Source organism: Pseudomonas putida (assembly GCF_028682635.1).
Taxonomy (GTDB): domain Bacteria; phylum Pseudomonadota; class Gammaproteobacteria; order Pseudomonadales; family Pseudomonadaceae; genus Aquipseudomonas; species Aquipseudomonas putida_AE.
On the sequence record NZ_JANHLK010000007.1, the window covers coordinates 1 to 16,072 of the forward strand.

The following is a 16,072-nucleotide window of genomic DNA, read 5'->3' on the forward strand; positions in this document are numbered from 1 at the left end:
CCGCAGGCTGCGATCTTTTGAATTTCATGTTCCTGTAACCCGCCCGCCGCCAAACCGTCATCCCTCGCGCCTATCTTGAAACTCCCGTACTCGACTTGGGAGACTCGAAATGGCCCAGCCCTACGAAGAACGCAACAGCGCCGTCAAAACCCGTCGTCAGCAGGAAGACCAGCGCCGCATGGCGTTCCGCCGTGCAATCGAAGATCGCTGCGAACAGCGCCAGCTTCTCGCCGAGATTGCCGATTTTGCTGAACTGGAACTCAATTACTGGCAGGCGGCGCCGACAACTTCCCGTCGAAGCGCTCAACCAGCGCGCTGATCTGAATCCTTTCGCTACGAATGAACGCAAGGAAAGCGTGAGCCACCGGTGACAGGCGTTTGGCCTTGGCCTGTACCAGACACCAGCTGCGGTAGAGCGGCAGTTCCTCGATCGGCAACTCGATCAGGCCGCCGGTGGCCAACTCAAGGTTCAGGGCGTGGCGCGTCAACAGTGCCACGCCCAGACCCGCCAGCACGCATTCACGCTGGGCTTCGGCTGAAGAAACCTCCTGGGTCTGGTTGAAGTGCACGCGCTTTTCCTTGAAGTATTCCTCGCAGGCCATTCGCGTTCCCGACCCGACCTCGCGCATCAGCAGGGTGTAAGGCTCAAGATCCTGCAGGCGCAATGGCCCCAGGTGGCACAGCGGGTGATCCGGCGGTGCGACCGCAACGATCGGATTGTTCAGGAACGGCAGGAACTCCAGCCCCATGTCCTGCGGTACCATGGACATGATCACCAGGTCGTCGCGGTTGTCCGACAGCCGCCGAATCACCTGGGCGCGATTGACCACCGTCAGTTGCAGGTTTACTTCCGGATGCTGGCGCTTGAAGGCGGCAAACAGGTGCGGTACGAAATACTTGGCGCTGGATTCCACCGCCAGTTTCAGTTGGCCTTGCAGCGAGCCCTGCATGTCCGACAGCTGCATGTCGAGGTTTTCCAGGCGACCGAAGATGTCCCGGCTCGCACGTTGCAAGGCTTCCGCCGCTTCGGTCATGTAGAGTTTTTTGCCGACATAATCGAACAGCGGCTGGCCCACCAGCTCTTCAAGTTGACGAATCTGCAGGCTGACGGCTGGTTGCGTGAGTGACATTTCGTCGGCTGCGCGGCTGTAGGACCTCAGGTCGCAGACCTCGTTGAAGATTTGCAACTGACGCAATGTCATACGCATCAAGGACTTACGCATTTCTTGCACACTCTGGCCACTGGCGAATGTGTCAACTATAAGTCTTTACTTATGCATGACCCAATAATTATTCATTTTTGTTAATTCCTTGTGAGCGCTAGTGTGGCGTTGCGACCAAACTGAAACATTTGGTCACGCGTCGACCTGTCAACAGGTCGTGGGTACCACCGGATCAAGGGAAACTCCAAGTGATAAAAAAGATCCTGATCGCCAACCGTGGTGAGATTGCCGTACGAATCGTACGCGCTTGTGCCGAAATGGGCATTCGCTCGGTCGCGATCTATTCCGACGCCGATCGCCATGCCCTGCATGTCAAGCGTGCGGATGAGGCCCACAGTATTGGTGCCGAGCCACTGGCCGGTTACCTCAACCCGCGCAAGCTGGTGAACCTGGCTGTGGAAACCGGTTGCGATGCCTTGCACCCAGGCTACGGTTTCCTCTCGGAAAACGCCGAACTGGCAGACATCTGCGCCGAACGCGGGATCAAGTTCATCGGTCCATCGGCTGAAGTCATTCGCCGCATGGGTGACAAGACCGAAGCCCGCCGCAGCATGATCAAGGCAGGTGTTCCGGTCACGCCGGGTACCGAAGGCAACGTCGCTGGTATTGAAGAAGCCCTGACCGAAGGCGACCGCATCGGTTACCCGGTGATGCTCAAGGCCACTTCCGGTGGTGGCGGTCGCGGTATCCGTCGCTGCAACAGCCGTGAAGAACTCGAACAGGCATTCCCGCGAGTCATTTCCGAAGCCACCAAGGCGTTCGGTTCCGCGGAAGTGTTCCTGGAAAAGTGCATCGTCAATCCCAAGCACATCGAAGCGCAGATCCTCGGCGACAGCTTTGGCAACGTGGTGCACCTGTTCGAGCGTGATTGCTCGATCCAGCGCCGCAACCAGAAGCTCATCGAAATCGCCCCGAGCCCGCAACTGACCCCGGAACAGCGCGCCTACATCGGCGACCTGTCGGTGCGTGCAGCCAAGGCCGTGGGTTACGAGAACGCCGGTACCGTGGAGTTCCTGCTCGCCGAGGGCGAGGTGTACTTCATGGAAATGAACACCCGGGTGCAGGTGGAACACACCATCACCGAAGAAATCACCGGCATCGACATCGTCCGCGAGCAGATCCGCATTGCGTCCGGCCTGCCGCTCTCGGTGAAACAGGAAGACATCCAGCACCGCGGTTTCGCCCTGCAGTTCCGGATCAACGCCGAAGACCCGAAAAACAATTTCCTGCCAAGCTTCGGCAAGATCACCCGTTACTACGCACCCGGCGGTCCGGGCGTACGTACCGACACGGCGATCTACACCGGCTACACCATTCCACCGTTCTACGATTCCATGTGCCTGAAACTGGTGGTCTGGGCGCTGACCTGGGAAGAAGCGATGGACCGTGGCCTGCGCGCGCTGGACGACATGCGTGTGCAAGGCGTCAAGACCACCGCCGCCTACTACCAGGAAATCCTGCGTAACCCGGAATTCCGTAGCGGCCAGTTCAATACAAGCTTCGTCGAAAGCCACCCTGAACTGACCAACTACTCGATCAAGCGCAAACCCGAAGAGCTGGCCCTGGCCATCGCCGCCGCCATCGCCGCCCACGCAGGCCTGTGAGGAATAGAACAATGTCCAAGAAGATTCATGTAACCGACACCATCCTGCGCGACGCCCACCAATCGCTGCTCGCGACCCGCATGCGCACCGAAGACATGCTGCCGATCTGCGACAAGCTCGACAAGGTTGGCTACTGGTCGCTGGAATGCTGGGGCGGCGCGACGTTTGACGCCTGCGTACGTTTCCTCAAGGAAGATCCGTGGGAGCGTTTGCGCCAGCTGCGCGCCGCGTTGCCTAACACCCGCCTGCAAATGCTCTTGCGTGGCCAGAACCTGCTGGGTTATCGCCACTACAGCGACGACGTGGTCAGGGCCTTCGTCGCCAAGGCAGCGGTCAACGGCATCGACGTGTTCCGCATCTTCGACGCCATGAATGACGTGCGTAACCTGCGCGTGGCCATCGAAGCGGTGAAAGCCGCCGGCAAGCACGCCCAGGGCACCATCGCCTACACCACCAGCCCGGTGCACACCATTGACGCGTTCGTGGCGCAAGCCAAGCAAATGGAAGCCATGGGTTGCGACTCGGTGGCGATCAAGGACATGGCCGGCCTGCTGACCCCGTACGCCACCGGCGAACTGGTTCGGGCATTGAAAGCCGAACAGTCGCTGCCCGTGTTCATTCACTCCCATGACACCGCCGGCCTGGCGACCATGTGCCAGCTCAAGGCCATCGAAAACGGCGCCGACCACATCGACACCGCGATCTCCAGTTTCGCCTCGGGCACCAGCCACCCGGGCACCGAGTCGATGGTTGCTGCGCTCAAGGGCACCGAGTTCGACACCGGCCTGAACCTGGAGCTGCTGCAGGAAATCGGCCTGTACTTCTACGCCGTGCGCAAGAAGTACCACCAGTTCGAAAGCGAATTCACCGCCGTCGATACCCGCGTTCAAGTCAACCAGGTACCGGGCGGGATGATTTCCAACCTGGCCAACCAGTTGAAAGAGCAGGGCGCCCTCAACCGCATGGGCGAAGTGCTGGCAGAGATCCCGCGGGTTCGTGAAGACCTCGGCTTCCCGCCACTGGTGACCCCGACTTCGCAGATCGTCGGCACCCAGGCGTTTTTCAACGTGCTGGCCGGCGAGCGCTACAAGACCATCACCAACGAAGTGAAGCTGTACCTGCAAGGCGGCTACGGCAAGGCGCCGGCCCCGGTGAACGAGCAACTGCGTCGCCAGGCCATTGGCAGCGAAGAAGTGATCGACGTTCGCCCAGCCGACCTGCTCAAGCCGGAAATGGCCAAGCTGCGCGCCGACATAGGTGCCCTGGCCAAGTCTGAAGAAGACGTGCTGACCTACGCCATGTTCCCGGACATCGGGCGCAAGTTCCTCGAAGAGCGTGCAGCAGGCACCCTGACCCCTGAAGTGCTGCTGCCGATTCCTGAAGCCGGTGGCGTCGCCTCGGCCGGCGGTGAAGGCGTGCCGACCGAGTTCGTCATCGACGTCCACGGCGAAACCTACCGCGTCGACATCACCGGTGTTGGCGTCAAGGCCGAAGGCAAGCGCCACTTCTACCTGTCTATCGATGGCATGCCGGAAGAAGTGGTGTTCGAACCGCTCAATGAGTTCGTCAGCGGCGGCAGCAGCAAACGCAAGCAGGCGTCGGCCCCGGGCCACGTCAGCACCACCATGCCAGGCAACATCGTCGATGTGCTGGTCAAGGAGGGCGACACCGTCAAGGCGGGCCAGGCTGTGCTGATCACCGAAGCGATGAAGATGGAAACCGAAGTCCAGGCCGCCATCGCCGGCAAAGTCACCGCCATCCACGTGGCCAAGGGCGACCGGGTGAACCCGGGCGAGATCCTGATCGAGATCGAAGGCTGAGTTAACAGCCGCGATACAACGCTTTAAACCTCGGGGGGGCATGTGCTCCCCTTTTTTTTTGCCTGGAATTTGACGACTGATCTCTTCGACACCTCCCTTGCCATGCTTTTTCACCAAGCGCACGGCACTCGCGCGCGCCGCAGTGGCCTAAGCATCAGGGCACAACGTTGCGTGCCGGTAGACTGACATGGGTCGGACATGAACGAAGAGACGCTGAAAGATAAATCGCTGGCGGTTTTGCTGGTGTTGGTGAGCATTGCGTTCATCTGGATCCTGCTGCCGTTCTACGGTGCGGTGTTCTGGGCGGTGATCCTGGGGATTGTCTTTGCGCCGATGCAGCGCCGGTTGCAACTGAAGTTCGGCTGGCAGCGCAACCTGACGTCGCTGTGCACCTTGAGCATCTGTCTGGTGATCGCGATTCTGCCGGTGATCATCATCAGCATGCTGCTGGTTCAGGAAGGCGCGGCGCTGTACAAGAGCGTCGAGAGCGGTGAGCTGGACATTGCCGGCTATGTGTCGCAGTTCAAGCACAACCTGCCACCGTATTTCCAGCATTTGCTTGATCGGTTCGGCGTGGGTGAGTTGAACGGGCTGCGGGAGAAAATCGTCAAGAGCGCGATGGCCGGTGGCGAGGTGACGAATCAGGTGTTCAGTCTTGGCCAGGGCACGTTCCAGTTCATTGTCAGCTTTTTCATCATGCTCTACCTGCTGTTCTTCTTCCTGCGCGACGGGGCCGAACTCGCGCGCAAGGTGCGCATGGCCGTGCCGTTGCAGGAACACCAGAAGCGCCGTCTGCAGCTCAAGTTCAATCGCGTGGTGCGGGCCACGGTGAAGGGCAACCTGCTGGTGGCAATCACCCAGGGCGCATTGGGCGGTTTGATCTTCTGGTTCCTGGACATTCCCAGCGCACTGGTCTGGGCGGTGTTGATGGCGTTTCTGTCGTTGTTGCCGGCGATCGGGGCAGGGATTGTCTGGGCTCCCGTGGCGGCGTTTTTCCTGCTGACCGGCGAGGTCTGGCAGGGCGTGGTGCTGGGATTGTTCGGGGTGTTCGTGATTGGCCTGGTGGATAACGTGCTGCGACCGATCCTGGTGGGCAAGGACACGAAGATGCCGGACTACATGATCCTGATCTCGACCCTCGGTGGCCTGGCGCTGTTCGGTCTCAACGGATTTGTCATCGGCCCGTTGATCGCGGCCCTGTTCATGTCGAGCTGGGCCATTTTCATCGAGACCAAACCGCGGGTCCAGCTGCCTTAGGCACTGAGCTTGCCTGCCTGTCCCGTGCCGATTCGCTGGGACAACGCCTGGGCGTCGGGCAGCGAGGTGAGCGGGCCGCTGATCTGTTCGCCGTCCTGGACCAGGTACCAGCAGGCGAGCAAGCCAAGCGCTCTGAGCGGTGCGGGAACGGCGCTGCCGATAACGGACATGATCTGAACCTGAGACATCATAAGGACCTCCACTAATCTGTGAAGTCACCTTACGGTCCGGGCGTCTCGAGGAACAATCAACGCTTTCAATAGTGGTCATTGATGCCAGTGAGGTCTGCCAGGCGGCTGGCGCTCAGTCGACCACCTGATCGAGCATATGCACCACTTCCTGCTCGTTGAGCAGGCCTTTGCGCACCAGGTTCTGGGTCAGCAGCGAAAGGAATTTGGCGCTGCGATGGCCTTCCAGGTGCTTGAGTTCGGTCAGGGCGTTGTAGACCTTGCTGGAGGTACACAGACCATTGATGCGGTGCGGGTTTTGTGTGGGCATGAGCTCGTCCTTGTTGTTATCGGCCGTACAGGTACGAACCCATCTTGCCAACATCAACGGTCGAGACTGTCCCGATAGCGACACCGACAGGATTTTTCCAGACCTGTGACGACGAACGGTAAATTACGAGCGCGAGTTCGCTGCGGGCGGCGTTGCGACGACGCTTTGGTGAACACTGGAGCGCGTGTCATCGTTCACGTCCATCGTCGGAACGCCGCCCGGAGCAAGCTCGCTCCTACAGGTACAGGGAACCCGCGGTTACCAGCGGCCGTAACCGTGGGGAGGGCCGTAATAGCCACGAGGCGGGCCGTAGTAGCCACGCGGTGGACCGTAGTAGACCGGCGCCGGGCGATAGTAGATGGGTTGCCCCACATATACCGGTGCGGGCTGGTAATAGACCGGTGGAGGAGGCGCCATGTACACCGGTTGCGGTTGAGCGTAAACCGGCTGCGCGTAGACCGGTTGCGGCGCTACATACACAGGCCGGTTGCTGTTGATGATTGCCGAGCCAACGATGGCCGAGCCGACGATCGCGCCAAACACCGCCGGTCCTTCCCAGCCACCACCGCCGCCATGCGCCTCTGCTTGCCCTGCGACAGCCAGGGCGCCGATCAGCAAGGCCACTGTGGGGATTCTACGAATCATGATGATTCCTCGGTTCTTCGACCCGGCGCTTGCGTCTGCCATAGACTCAAGGAATGTCGCGGGGATACTTCTAAGACAGCTTTTTTTTTAAAATCAGCACAGCTGCCAGGTAAATTTTGTGTAAGGTCTGTGTCGGCGAACTTACGCTCGCGCGGCGTCGATCAAGGCGTGCGACCATGATTGAACAGAACCCGATGGACTGGCTAATCCCGTCCATCCGAAAGTGCAATGCAAGGAGATTCTCATGCAGATGAACCCCAACAGAGACACCCAGCTGTGCATGTCCCTCTCCGGACGGCCCGGGAACTTTGGCCTGCGATTTCACAATCATCTGTATGAGCAACTGGGGCTTAATTTCTACTACAAGGCGTTCTCCAGCCAGGACCTGCCGGGCGCCGTCGGTGGCATCCGCGCCCTGGGTATTCGTGGTTGCGGCGTATCGATGCCGTTCAAGGAAGCCTGCATTGCCCTGGTCGACGAACTGGACCCTTCTGCTGCGGCCATCCAGTCGATCAATACCATCGTCAATACCGACGGCCATCTCAAGGCCTTCAACACCGACTACATCGCCATAGCCCAGTTGCTGGAGACCCACCAGGTGCCCAAGGACACCTCATTTGCCCTGCTGGGCAGTGGTGGCATGGCCAAGGCGGTGGCCAGCGCCTTGCGCGATGGCGGTTACCACAATGGCCTGATCGTGGCCCGTAACGAGCGTGCCGGCCAGGCATTGGCCAAGTCACTGAACTACCCCTGGCAAGCCGAGCTGGGTGACCGGCGCCCGCAAATGCTCATCAACGTAACGCCCATAGGCATGACCGGCCCGCAAGCCGATCAGCTGGCGTTCGATGGCCAAGCCATTGCTGCTGCGGATATCGTCTTCGATGTTGTCGCGGTTCCTGCGGAAACCCCGCTGATCCTGCGCGCGCGTGCCGAAGGCAAACATGTCATCACCGGGCTCGAAGTGATTGCGATCCAGGCACTGGAGCAGTTTGTGCTCTATACCGGCGTGCGCCCGACCGATGAGCAGTTTGAAAAGGCCGTGGAGTTTGCTCGCAGCAGCCTTGCCTATTGATTCAAGCTTTTACTCAAGGCGTGCCAAACGCTCTTCCAACGCGGCGATTCGCGCTTCGAGCTCTTCGATTCGCTCAACCGACATGGCGCCGCCAGCACCGCGCTCCGGCGCATTTTGCCGTGCCGCGAGGATCGCTTCGATATCCGCCGGATCACCCAGCGCGTGGGTATAACGATCTTCACGCTGGCCGGCCTGACGCGGAATCAGCACGGCCAGGCCGCGGGCAATCAGGCGTTCGAGCTGATGCACGACCTGCTCGGCATCCTCGAAATCATGCATGCGCCCGCTGCGGGTCAGCAGTTCGTTGACCGTCTGCGGCCCCCTTAAAAACAACAGCCCGGTCAGGATCACCTGTGCGGGCACCAGTTCCAGTGCCTTGTCGACCTTGTGCTCCCAGCGATCGGCACGGCTGCCCATCACCAGTCGAGTGAAGCCGCGCCCTTCGAGGGCGCGCAGGCTCTGGCCGACCTGGCCCTGGGTGAGGTTCATCACCGGCTCGCGGCTGGTTTTCTGGTTGCAGGCGATCACCAGGGCATTGAGGGTCAGGGGATAGGTTTCCGGACTGGTGGCCTGTTTTTCGATCAGGGAGCCCAGAATGCGGATTTCCGTAGTGTTGAGCCGCGGCTCGTCGAAAGTCGTCTCTTGCTCAGTGCTCATGGTTCTGCATCCTTAGCCGATTCATGTTTTTCACTTGCGTAGGCGCACTTTGACATCGCCCGTTCGGACTAGGCAAGGCTAACGATTCTGTCGCGTCCGGGCGGCGCCAAACTTCATGCTCAAAGGGGTGTTGCGCCACGCGCGCCCCGCCAAACGAGCAGAAGGCGCCGCGATGGAGTTTGCATTCAGCGACGAACAGGAAATGATCCGCGAGTCGGCCGAGGGTTTCCTCGCCGATGTATCGGATTCCGCCGCCGTGCGCGCGGCGATGGTCAGCGACCGGGGTTTCGACGAAGCCCTCTGGCAGCGGTTATGCCAGGAAATGTGCTGGCCGGCGATTCATATTCCAGAGGCCTATGGCGGCCTCGGCCTCGGTTATGTCGAATTGGCAATTCTGCTGGAGCAGATGGGCCGGCGCTTGCTGTGCTCGCCGTTTTTCGCCACCGCCTGCCTGGCCACGCCGGCGCTGTTGCTGGCCGCCAATGATGAGCAGAAGCAGCGCTGGTTGCCGTCGATCGCCGACGGCAGCGTGACCGGGACCCTGGCGTTCAGCAGTGCCAACGGCTGGTCGGCCAACGATGTCCAGGCAACGGTGGTGGCCGAAGGCGAAGGGTTTGTCCTCGACGGCACCCTCAAGCATGTACTCGATGGACACGGCGCCGACCTGTTGATCATTGCCGCACGTCAGCCCGGAACCGCTGGCGAAACGGGCATCAGCCTGTTTGCCGTCAACGCCGTACGTGCGGGCATCGAACGGCAGTTGCTGCCCACCATGGACCAGACCCGGCGTCAGGCGCGGATTGAGCTCAAGGGCTTGTACCTCGAAGCGGATGAGCTGCTGGGCGAATTGGGTTATGGCTGGCCGCACCTGGAACGCGTCCTGCAACTTGCCTGCATCGGCCTGGCTGCCGAGCAGACCGGCGGCGCGCAGCAGGTGCTCGACCTCAGTTTGGCCTATATGCAGGAACGCCAGCAGTTCGGTCGCCCCATCGCCAGTTTCCAGGCCCTCAAGCACCGCGCCGCCGACATGATGCTGCAAGTCGAATGCGCGCGGTCCGCCAGCTATTACGCGGCGTGCGTGGCCCAGGAAGTCCTGGATCCGCAGGGTGATCCGCAGGTCGCGTCCGAACTGCCACTGGCGGCTGCGTTGGCCAAGGCCCAATGCTCGGAAACCTTTTTCCACTGCGCATCCGAATCGATCCAGTTGCATGGCGGCGTCGGTTTCACCTGGGAATACGACCCGCACCTCTACTTCAAGCGGGCCCGCGCCAGCGAGAGCTTTCTCGGGCTACCGGCCTGGCATCGCGAGCGCATTGCTTCGGTGATTCTGGGAGAGCAGCCATGAAAATCTATTTCAGCGAGCAGGACGAGCTCTTTCGCCAGGAAGTAGCCGATTGGATGAGCAACAACCTCTGCGGCGAATTCGAGCCCCTGCGTTTTCGCGGTGGACCCGGCGATGAGCACATGTTTCCCGAAGAGCGCAAAGCCTGGGAACGCAAACTCGCCGAAGGCGGCTGGACCTGTGTCGGCTGGGCGCCCGAGCATGGCGGGCGTGGGTTGTCGATCACCCGTCAAGTGATCTTCCATGAAGAATACGCCCGCGCCGGCGGCCCGGGACGCATGGGCCATATTGGCGAAGGCCTGGCCGGACCGACCATCGCCGCTTTCGGTACGGCCGAACAGCAACGGCGTTTTCTGCCGGGGATCGTCAGCGGTACCGAGTTCTGGTGCCAAGGCTATTCAGAGCCGGGCGCCGGTTCCGACCTGGCCAACGTCAAGACCCGCGCGACGCTGGATGAGGCGACGGGGCAATGGGTGATCAACGGGCAGAAAGTCTGGACCTCCCTGGCCCATGAGTCGGACTGGTGCTTTGTCATCGCCCGCACCGAACCGGGCAGCGTTGGCCATCGCGGTTTGTCCTTCCTGCTGGTGCCGATGGCCCAGGCGGCAATCACTGTGCGCCCCATCGAGCAACTGACCGGCACCTCGGAGTTCAACGAAGTGTTCTTCGACGACGCCCGTACCGCCGCCGCCAACATCATCGGCGCGCCAGGCGATGGCTGGAAAATCGCCATGGCGTTGCTCGGTTTCGAACGCGGTGTCTCGACCCTCGGCCAGCAGATGCAGTTCCAGAACGAACTCAACGAGATCATCGCCATCGCCAAGGCCAATGGCGCTTCTCGCGATCCAATCCTGCGCCAGCGTCTGGCCGAAGCCTGGAGCGGGCTGCGGATCATGCGCTACAACTCGCTGCGCATGCTCTCGGGTAGCCAGGACGGTTCGCTGCGCAAGGAGGCGACCATCTACAAACTGTTCTGGTCGACTTGGCACGCCAGCCTCGGAAAGTTGGCGATGGACGTGCTCGGCGCCGAGGCGGAATTGCTCGAAGCCGCGCCTTATCAACTGACCCGCCTGCAGTCACTGTACCTGTTCAGCCGCGCCGACACCCTGTACGGCGGCAGCAACGAAATCCAGCGCAACATCATCGCCGAGCGTGCCTTGGGCATGCCCAAAGAGCCGCGTCCAGGCAAATGAAAAAGAGCCGTTCCGGGAGGGCGGCGCGCGGCTATAATCGGCCCACGTTTCCCTCCTGTCACCACAAGAGACCTGTCATGACCATTTCCCTGTACGACGCTTCCGTCCCTGTTTTCAAACAAATGCTCAACGCCCTGAGCGATGTGCTGAACAAGGCCGAAGCCCACGCTACCGCCAAGAACATCGACCCGAACGCCTTCCTGCAAGCCCGTCTGTACCCGGACATGTTCCCGCTGGTGCGTCAGGTGCAGATCGCCGTTGATTTCGCCAAGGGTGTTACTTCGCGTCTGGCCGAAGTTGAAGTGCCGAAGTACGAAGACACCGAAACCACCTTCGCCGAGCTGCAAGGGCTGATCGCCAAGGTCCTGGCCTACATCGGCGAGTTCTCGCCTGAGCAGATCAATGGTAAGGAAGGCATCGAGATCGTCACCCGTCCAGGCACGCCGAAAGAGAAGCGCTTCTCCGGCCAGGCTTACCTGCTGACCTACGGCCTGCCGCAGTTCTTCTTCCACGTCACCACCACCTACGCGCTGCTGCGTCATAACGGAGTGGAAGTGGGCAAGCGCGACTACATGGGCGCGTTCTAAACCGTCCAGGTACAAAAAAGCCCGCCCAGGTTTGCGCCTTGGCGGGCTTTTTTTGCGTTCTGCTTTCTGTAGGAGCCCGGCTTGCCGGCGAAGGCGATCTGAAGTACGCCTTCGCCGGCAAGCCGGGCTCCTACAGGGGGGATGTGTCAGGCCAGACGTTCTGCTTTCGCCTCTTCACCCAGGCAAGCCGCCGCGGTGAACAGCACATCAGTGGACGAATTCAGCGCGGTTTCCGCCGAGTCCTGCAACACGCCGATGATGAAACCGACCGCCACCACCTGCATGGCGATTTCGCTCGGGATGCCAAACAGGCTGCACGCCAGCGGGATCAGCAGCAACGAACCACCCGCCACGCCCGACGCGCCACAGGCGCAGATGGCCGCCACCACGCTCAGCAGAATGGCGGTCGGGATGTCCACGGCGATGCCCAGGGTGTGCACGGCCGCCAGGGTCAGCACGGTGATGGTGATCGCCGCACCGGCCATATTGATGGTGGCGCCCAGCGGGATCGACACCGAGTAGGTGTCTTCGTGCAGGCCCAGGCGCTTGCTCAACTCCAGGTTGACCGGAATGTTCGCCGCCGAGCTGCGGGTGAAGAACGCGGTGATGCCGCTTTCGCGCAGGCAGGTCAGCACCAGTGGATACGGATTACTGCGCAGTTTCCAGAACACGATGAGCGGGTTCATCACCAGCGCCACGAACAGCATGCAGCCCAGAAGCACGGCCAGCAGATGCGCGTAGCCGATCAAGGCGCCGAAACCGGAGGTGGCCAGGGTCGAGGCCACCAGGCCGAAGATCCCCAGCGGGGCGAAGCTGATCACCAGGCGCACGATCACGGTCACGCCATTGGACAGGTCGCCCAGCACTTCGCGGGTGGTGTTGCCGGCATGGCGAATGGCAATGCCCATGCCGATGGCCCACGCCAGGATGCCGATGAAGTTGGCGTTCATCAGGGCGCTGACCGGATTGTCGACCACGCTCAGCAGCAGGCTTTGCAACACTTCACCGATGCCGCCCGGTGCGGTCACCGCAACGTCGTGGGTCGACAGCACCAGGCTGGAAGGGAACATCATGCTGGCAACCACCGCGACCACGGCGGCGGCGAAAGTCCCCAGCAGGTACAGGAACAGAATCGGCCGGATGTGGGTTTCCTGGCCGTGCTTGTGGTTGGCGATCGACGCCATGACCAGCACGAACACCAGGATCGGCGCGACCGCTTTCAGCGCGCTGACGAACACTTTGCCGATAAATGCGGTGGACTTCGCCGTTTCAGGCGCGAACAGGGCCAGGGCAATACCGGCGACCAGGCCGATCACGATTTGCGTGACCAGGCTCAGGCGTTTCAGGCGTTGCAATAGAGAAGGGGATGAAGCGGTCATAAAACGGCATCTCGTATTTTTTTATAAGTGCAAGGTTTCGCCGCTGCTGCGGGGCAGACCACAGGCAGGAAACCGAAGAAGGTCGCGCCATCGACGTCATGAAAGATCGATGAACACAGGGTGTTACGTTTTGCAGGGCGCGGACTTTATCACAGCGTAGGCACGATCCTTCAGACCTGTGACGAACTGCCGCTCGGCTACGCAACGCAATTTGCAGGTTCGTGCAACCGCATCCGTTATCACTCTGTTAACATTCGCCATCCTCATTTCATCTCTGCCAGTGGGCCTTCGGGCTATCGCTGGTGTCGTCGTTTTTTCTGGAGTTGTGCATGCTGTTGCCCATTCTTCTGTTGTCTGCCGCCGGTTTCACGGTGCTGACCACGGAATTTGTCATCGTCGGCTTGTTGCCGGCCATCGCCCGGGACCTGGACGTCAGCATCCCGCAAGCCGGCCTGCTGGTCACCCTGTTCGCCTTCACCGTCGCCGCCTTCGGGCCGTTCCTCACGGCGTATTTCGCCCGCTTCGAGCGGCGCAAGCTGTTCATCTCGGTGCTGATCCTGTTCGGCCTGGCCAACACCCTGGCGGCGCTGGCGCCGAACATCTGGGTGATGGCGTTTGCCCGGCTGGTCCCGGCGCTGGGGTTGCCGGTGTTCTGGGCCCTGGCCAGCGAGACTGCGGTGGACATCGTCGGGCCGGAATACGCCGGCCGCGCCATCGCCAAGATCGGCTTCGGCATTGTCTGCGCCACGGTGTTCGGCATTCCCGTGGGCACCTTGATTTCCGACGCGTTCGGCTGGCGCAGTGCGTTCGCCATCCTGGCGGTCATCGCGTTTGCCAAGGCGCTGCTGCTGTTTATCTACCTGCCGAAAACCAACCTGCACCAGCATCAGGTGAGCTTCCTTTCGCAGTTCAAGATCCTGCGCAGCCCGCTGATGCTGGGGCATGTGTTGCTGTCGGTGGTGGTATTCAGCGGCATGTTCACGGCCTACACCTACCTGGCCGACATCCTCGAGCGCCTGGCCGGGTTCAACGGCACTGTGGTCGGCTGGTGCCTGATGGGCTTCGGCGCGGTGGGGTTGATCGGCAACTCGCTGGGCGGGCGTGCGGTGGATCGTCACCCGCTGATGGCGTCGATGATGTTCTGTGCGTTGATGATTGCCGGCCTGGTGGCCCTGGTGCCGAACATTCATTCGCCCCTCGGTCTGGCGGCGGCGATGGGCATCTGGGGCGTGACTCAGGCGGCGATGTTCCTGGTCAGTCACGTGCGCTTGATGAAAGCCGCGCCGGAAGCGCCAGCCTTCGCCGCTTCGCTGAACATTGCCGGCGCCAACCTGGGCATTGGCCTGGGCGCGATGATCGGCGGCTCGGTGATTGACCGCGTAGGGCTGCAGGGTCTTGGCTTCGCGGCGGCCGCGCTTATCCTCGCCTCGGTCCTGCTGGCGATTGCGCTGATGACGTTCAAACCCCGCGAAGTTTGCGCCTGAGGCGTCACAGTTCGGTAAACAACTCGCGTCGGGCACCTTCGGTAATGGCGACAATGCCAGGGTGCTTGACCTTGCGCTCCACCGAAATGGCGTAGAACGACTCGCTGACTGCGTCGGTCTGGCCAATCACCTGCACGCCGTATTGGCGTTTCACTTCGTCGGCAATCACGCTCGGGCCGATGAAAATACCGCTGCCGGACTGGCCGAAAGCCTGCATCAAGGCACTGTCGTCGAACTCGCCGACGATCTGCGGCTGGATCTGCTGCTCGGCGAACCAGCGTTGCAAGCGGCTGCGCACCACGGTTTCCGGCCCGGGAATCAGCAGGGGCGCGCCATGCAGGCCGCGGGGAAAATCCTGACCGTAACGCGCGGCCAATTCGGCGGTGGCAAAAAAACTTATCCCGCATTCGCCAAGTTTCTGGCTATAGCCCTTGATGTCCAGGTGCGATGGCATCGGGCTGTCGGATATCACCAGGTCGAGGCGCTGGATGGCCAGGTCGGCCAGCAGCCGCTCAAGCTTGTCTTCGCGGCAGGTGATGCGCAGCGGCTCATTCAATTCCATGGTCGGCGCGATCAGGCGGTAGACGATGGACTTGGGCACCACGTCGGCCACGCCCACGCGAAACAGGATCTGCTGCTCGTTGGGCTGCGCCCGCAACATCAATTCCAGTTCGCCCCCCAGCTGAAACATCTGCTCGGCGTAGGTCAGGGTCTGTCGCCCGGCCTCCGTCAGCTCAAGCTGCCGACCAACCCGACGGAACAGCTCAATGCCATAGGTCTGTTCGAGCAGCGATATCTGCCCGCTGATGGTTTGTGGCGTCAGGTTCAGTTGCTCGCAGGCGCGCACGATGCTGCCTGTCTTGGCGACCACCCAGAAGTAATGCAATTGCCGATAGTTGAGCATGGGAATCAACGGTTCGTAAAAACCGAAGTATAACCGCTAAAAATACGAATTTTCCTGAAGTATTCATTTCCCTAGAATCCCTCGCTATCAACGGGCCTTCGTTTCGGCCGCGTTCGTTATATCGAGGAAAATCATATGAAACTAAAAGCGACGGCGCTGCTGATCACGTCTTTACTGGTTCTGGCCGGTTGCGACCAGGCGGAAAAAAGTGCCCAGCAGTTGATGGGTGCGGCTGCCGAAAGCGCGAAGCAGGCGATCGACGATACGCACAAAGCCGCCGAGCAAGCGCTCAGCGAAGCCACCGGCGGGCTGATCAGCAAAAAAGAATCATCGGAAAAAGAAGCGGAAAAATCCGAATCTTCCTCCCAGGAAATCTAAACCGTCTTACAACGAGTCAGGACTGACCC

The 16,072-nt window shown here is 61.0% G+C and carries 17 protein-coding genes; 10 read left to right on the forward strand and 7 right to left on the reverse strand.

Annotation, left to right across the window (positions count from 1 at the left end):
• The first annotated feature begins 109 nt into the window (after positions 1-109).
• Positions 110-319 carry a PA3496 family putative envelope integrity protein gene (locus NPS56_RS10845; protein WP_274074609.1) on the forward strand — a complete coding sequence of 70 codons (210 nt, stop codon included), beginning with the start codon at positions 110-112 and terminating at the stop codon, positions 317-319.
• On the opposite strand, the gene NPS56_RS10850 is transcribed toward NPS56_RS10845, so the two are convergent.
• Positions 261-1,223, reverse strand: coding sequence for a LysR family transcriptional regulator (locus tag NPS56_RS10850; protein ID WP_274074610.1), 963 nt, complete (start codon positions 1,221-1,223; stop codon positions 261-263). The two genes, NPS56_RS10845 and NPS56_RS10850, sit on opposite strands and share 59 nt — an antisense overlap.
• 188 nt (positions 1,224-1,411) lie before the next feature.
• Here NPS56_RS10850 and NPS56_RS10855 point away from each other — a divergent pair, with 188 nt between their 5' ends.
• From NPS56_RS10855 to NPS56_RS10865, 3 genes are all read left to right on the forward strand, one after another.
• Positions 1,412-2,827 (forward strand): acetyl-CoA carboxylase biotin carboxylase subunit, encoded by a 1,416-nt coding sequence (locus NPS56_RS10855; RefSeq protein ID WP_046817975.1) that lies wholly within the window; start codon positions 1,412-1,414, stop codon positions 2,825-2,827.
• Positions 2,828-2,838: 11 nt separating this feature from the next.
• A complete protein-coding gene (gene oadA, locus NPS56_RS10860; protein ID WP_274074611.1) occupies positions 2,839-4,647 on the forward strand; it encodes a sodium-extruding oxaloacetate decarboxylase subunit alpha in 1,809 nt (602 codons plus the stop codon).
• A gap of 198 nt (positions 4,648-4,845) precedes the next feature.
• Positions 4,846-5,904 carry an AI-2E family transporter gene (locus NPS56_RS10865; RefSeq protein ID WP_274074612.1) on the forward strand — a complete coding sequence of 353 codons (1,059 nt, stop codon included), beginning with the start codon at positions 4,846-4,848 and terminating at the stop codon, positions 5,902-5,904.
• Here the strand turns inward: NPS56_RS10865 and NPS56_RS10870 are convergent.
• The 3 genes from NPS56_RS10870 to NPS56_RS10880 form a co-directional block, all read right to left on the reverse strand.
• Positions 5,901-6,092 carry a hypothetical protein gene (locus NPS56_RS10870; RefSeq protein WP_274074796.1) on the reverse strand — a complete coding sequence of 64 codons (192 nt, stop codon included), beginning with the start codon at positions 6,090-6,092 and terminating at the stop codon, positions 5,901-5,903. The genes NPS56_RS10865 and NPS56_RS10870 overlap by 4 nt on opposite strands.
• A gap of 115 nt (positions 6,093-6,207) precedes the next feature.
• Entirely contained in the window at positions 6,208-6,402 is a 195-nt protein-coding gene (locus tag NPS56_RS10875) for a hypothetical protein (protein ID WP_274074613.1), read from the reverse strand.
• A 258-nt stretch (positions 6,403-6,660) separates the two neighbouring features.
• A complete protein-coding gene (locus tag NPS56_RS10880) occupies positions 6,661-7,047 on the reverse strand; it encodes a hypothetical protein (RefSeq protein WP_274074614.1) in 387 nt (128 codons plus the stop codon).
• Between the two features lie 244 nt (positions 7,048-7,291).
• Here NPS56_RS10880 and NPS56_RS10885 point away from each other — a divergent pair, with 244 nt between their 5' ends.
• Positions 7,292-8,119, forward strand: coding sequence for a shikimate 5-dehydrogenase (locus NPS56_RS10885; protein ID WP_274074615.1), 828 nt, complete (start codon positions 7,292-7,294; stop codon positions 8,117-8,119).
• Between the two features lie 9 nt (positions 8,120-8,128).
• On the opposite strand, the gene NPS56_RS10890 is transcribed toward NPS56_RS10885, so the two are convergent.
• Positions 8,129-8,776, reverse strand: coding sequence for a YceH family protein (locus tag NPS56_RS10890; RefSeq protein WP_274074616.1), 648 nt, complete (start codon positions 8,774-8,776; stop codon positions 8,129-8,131).
• A 172-nt stretch (positions 8,777-8,948) separates the two neighbouring features.
• Here NPS56_RS10890 and NPS56_RS10895 point away from each other — a divergent pair, with 172 nt between their 5' ends.
• From NPS56_RS10895 to NPS56_RS10905, 3 genes are all read left to right on the forward strand, one after another.
• Positions 8,949-10,121: an acyl-CoA dehydrogenase family protein gene (locus NPS56_RS10895; RefSeq protein WP_274074617.1), complete on the forward strand. Its 1,173-nt coding sequence runs from the start codon at positions 8,949-8,951 to the stop codon at positions 10,119-10,121.
• A complete protein-coding gene (locus NPS56_RS10900) occupies positions 10,118-11,311 on the forward strand; it encodes an acyl-CoA dehydrogenase family protein (RefSeq protein ID WP_274074618.1) in 1,194 nt (397 codons plus the stop codon). The genes NPS56_RS10895 and NPS56_RS10900 overlap by 4 nt, the downstream gene beginning before the upstream one ends.
• Positions 11,312-11,388: 77 nt before the next feature.
• Positions 11,389-11,898, forward strand: coding sequence for a DUF1993 domain-containing protein (locus NPS56_RS10905; protein ID WP_274074619.1), 510 nt, complete (start codon positions 11,389-11,391; stop codon positions 11,896-11,898).
• 146 nt (positions 11,899-12,044) lie between these two features.
• On the opposite strand, the gene sstT is transcribed toward NPS56_RS10905, so the two are convergent.
• Complete coding sequence (gene sstT / locus NPS56_RS10910) at positions 12,045-13,277, reverse strand: serine/threonine transporter SstT (protein ID WP_274074620.1); 1,233 nt, start codon at positions 13,275-13,277, stop codon at positions 12,045-12,047.
• A gap of 329 nt (positions 13,278-13,606) precedes the next feature.
• Between sstT and NPS56_RS10915 the strand changes: the two genes are divergently transcribed.
• Positions 13,607-14,761, forward strand: coding sequence for an MFS transporter (locus NPS56_RS10915; protein ID WP_274074621.1), 1,155 nt, complete (start codon positions 13,607-13,609; stop codon positions 14,759-14,761).
• 4 nt (positions 14,762-14,765) lie between these two features.
• Here the strand turns inward: NPS56_RS10915 and nhaR are convergent, their stop codons facing one another.
• Positions 14,766-15,665: a transcriptional activator NhaR gene (nhaR, locus tag NPS56_RS10920; protein WP_274074622.1), complete on the reverse strand. Its 900-nt coding sequence runs from the start codon at positions 15,663-15,665 to the stop codon at positions 14,766-14,768.
• A gap of 135 nt (positions 15,666-15,800) precedes the next feature.
• Here nhaR and NPS56_RS10925 point away from each other — a divergent pair, with 135 nt between their 5' ends.
• Entirely contained in the window at positions 15,801-16,043 is a 243-nt protein-coding gene (locus tag NPS56_RS10925) for a hypothetical protein (protein ID WP_274074623.1), read from the forward strand.
• The last annotated feature ends 29 nt before the right edge of the window (positions 16,044-16,072 follow it).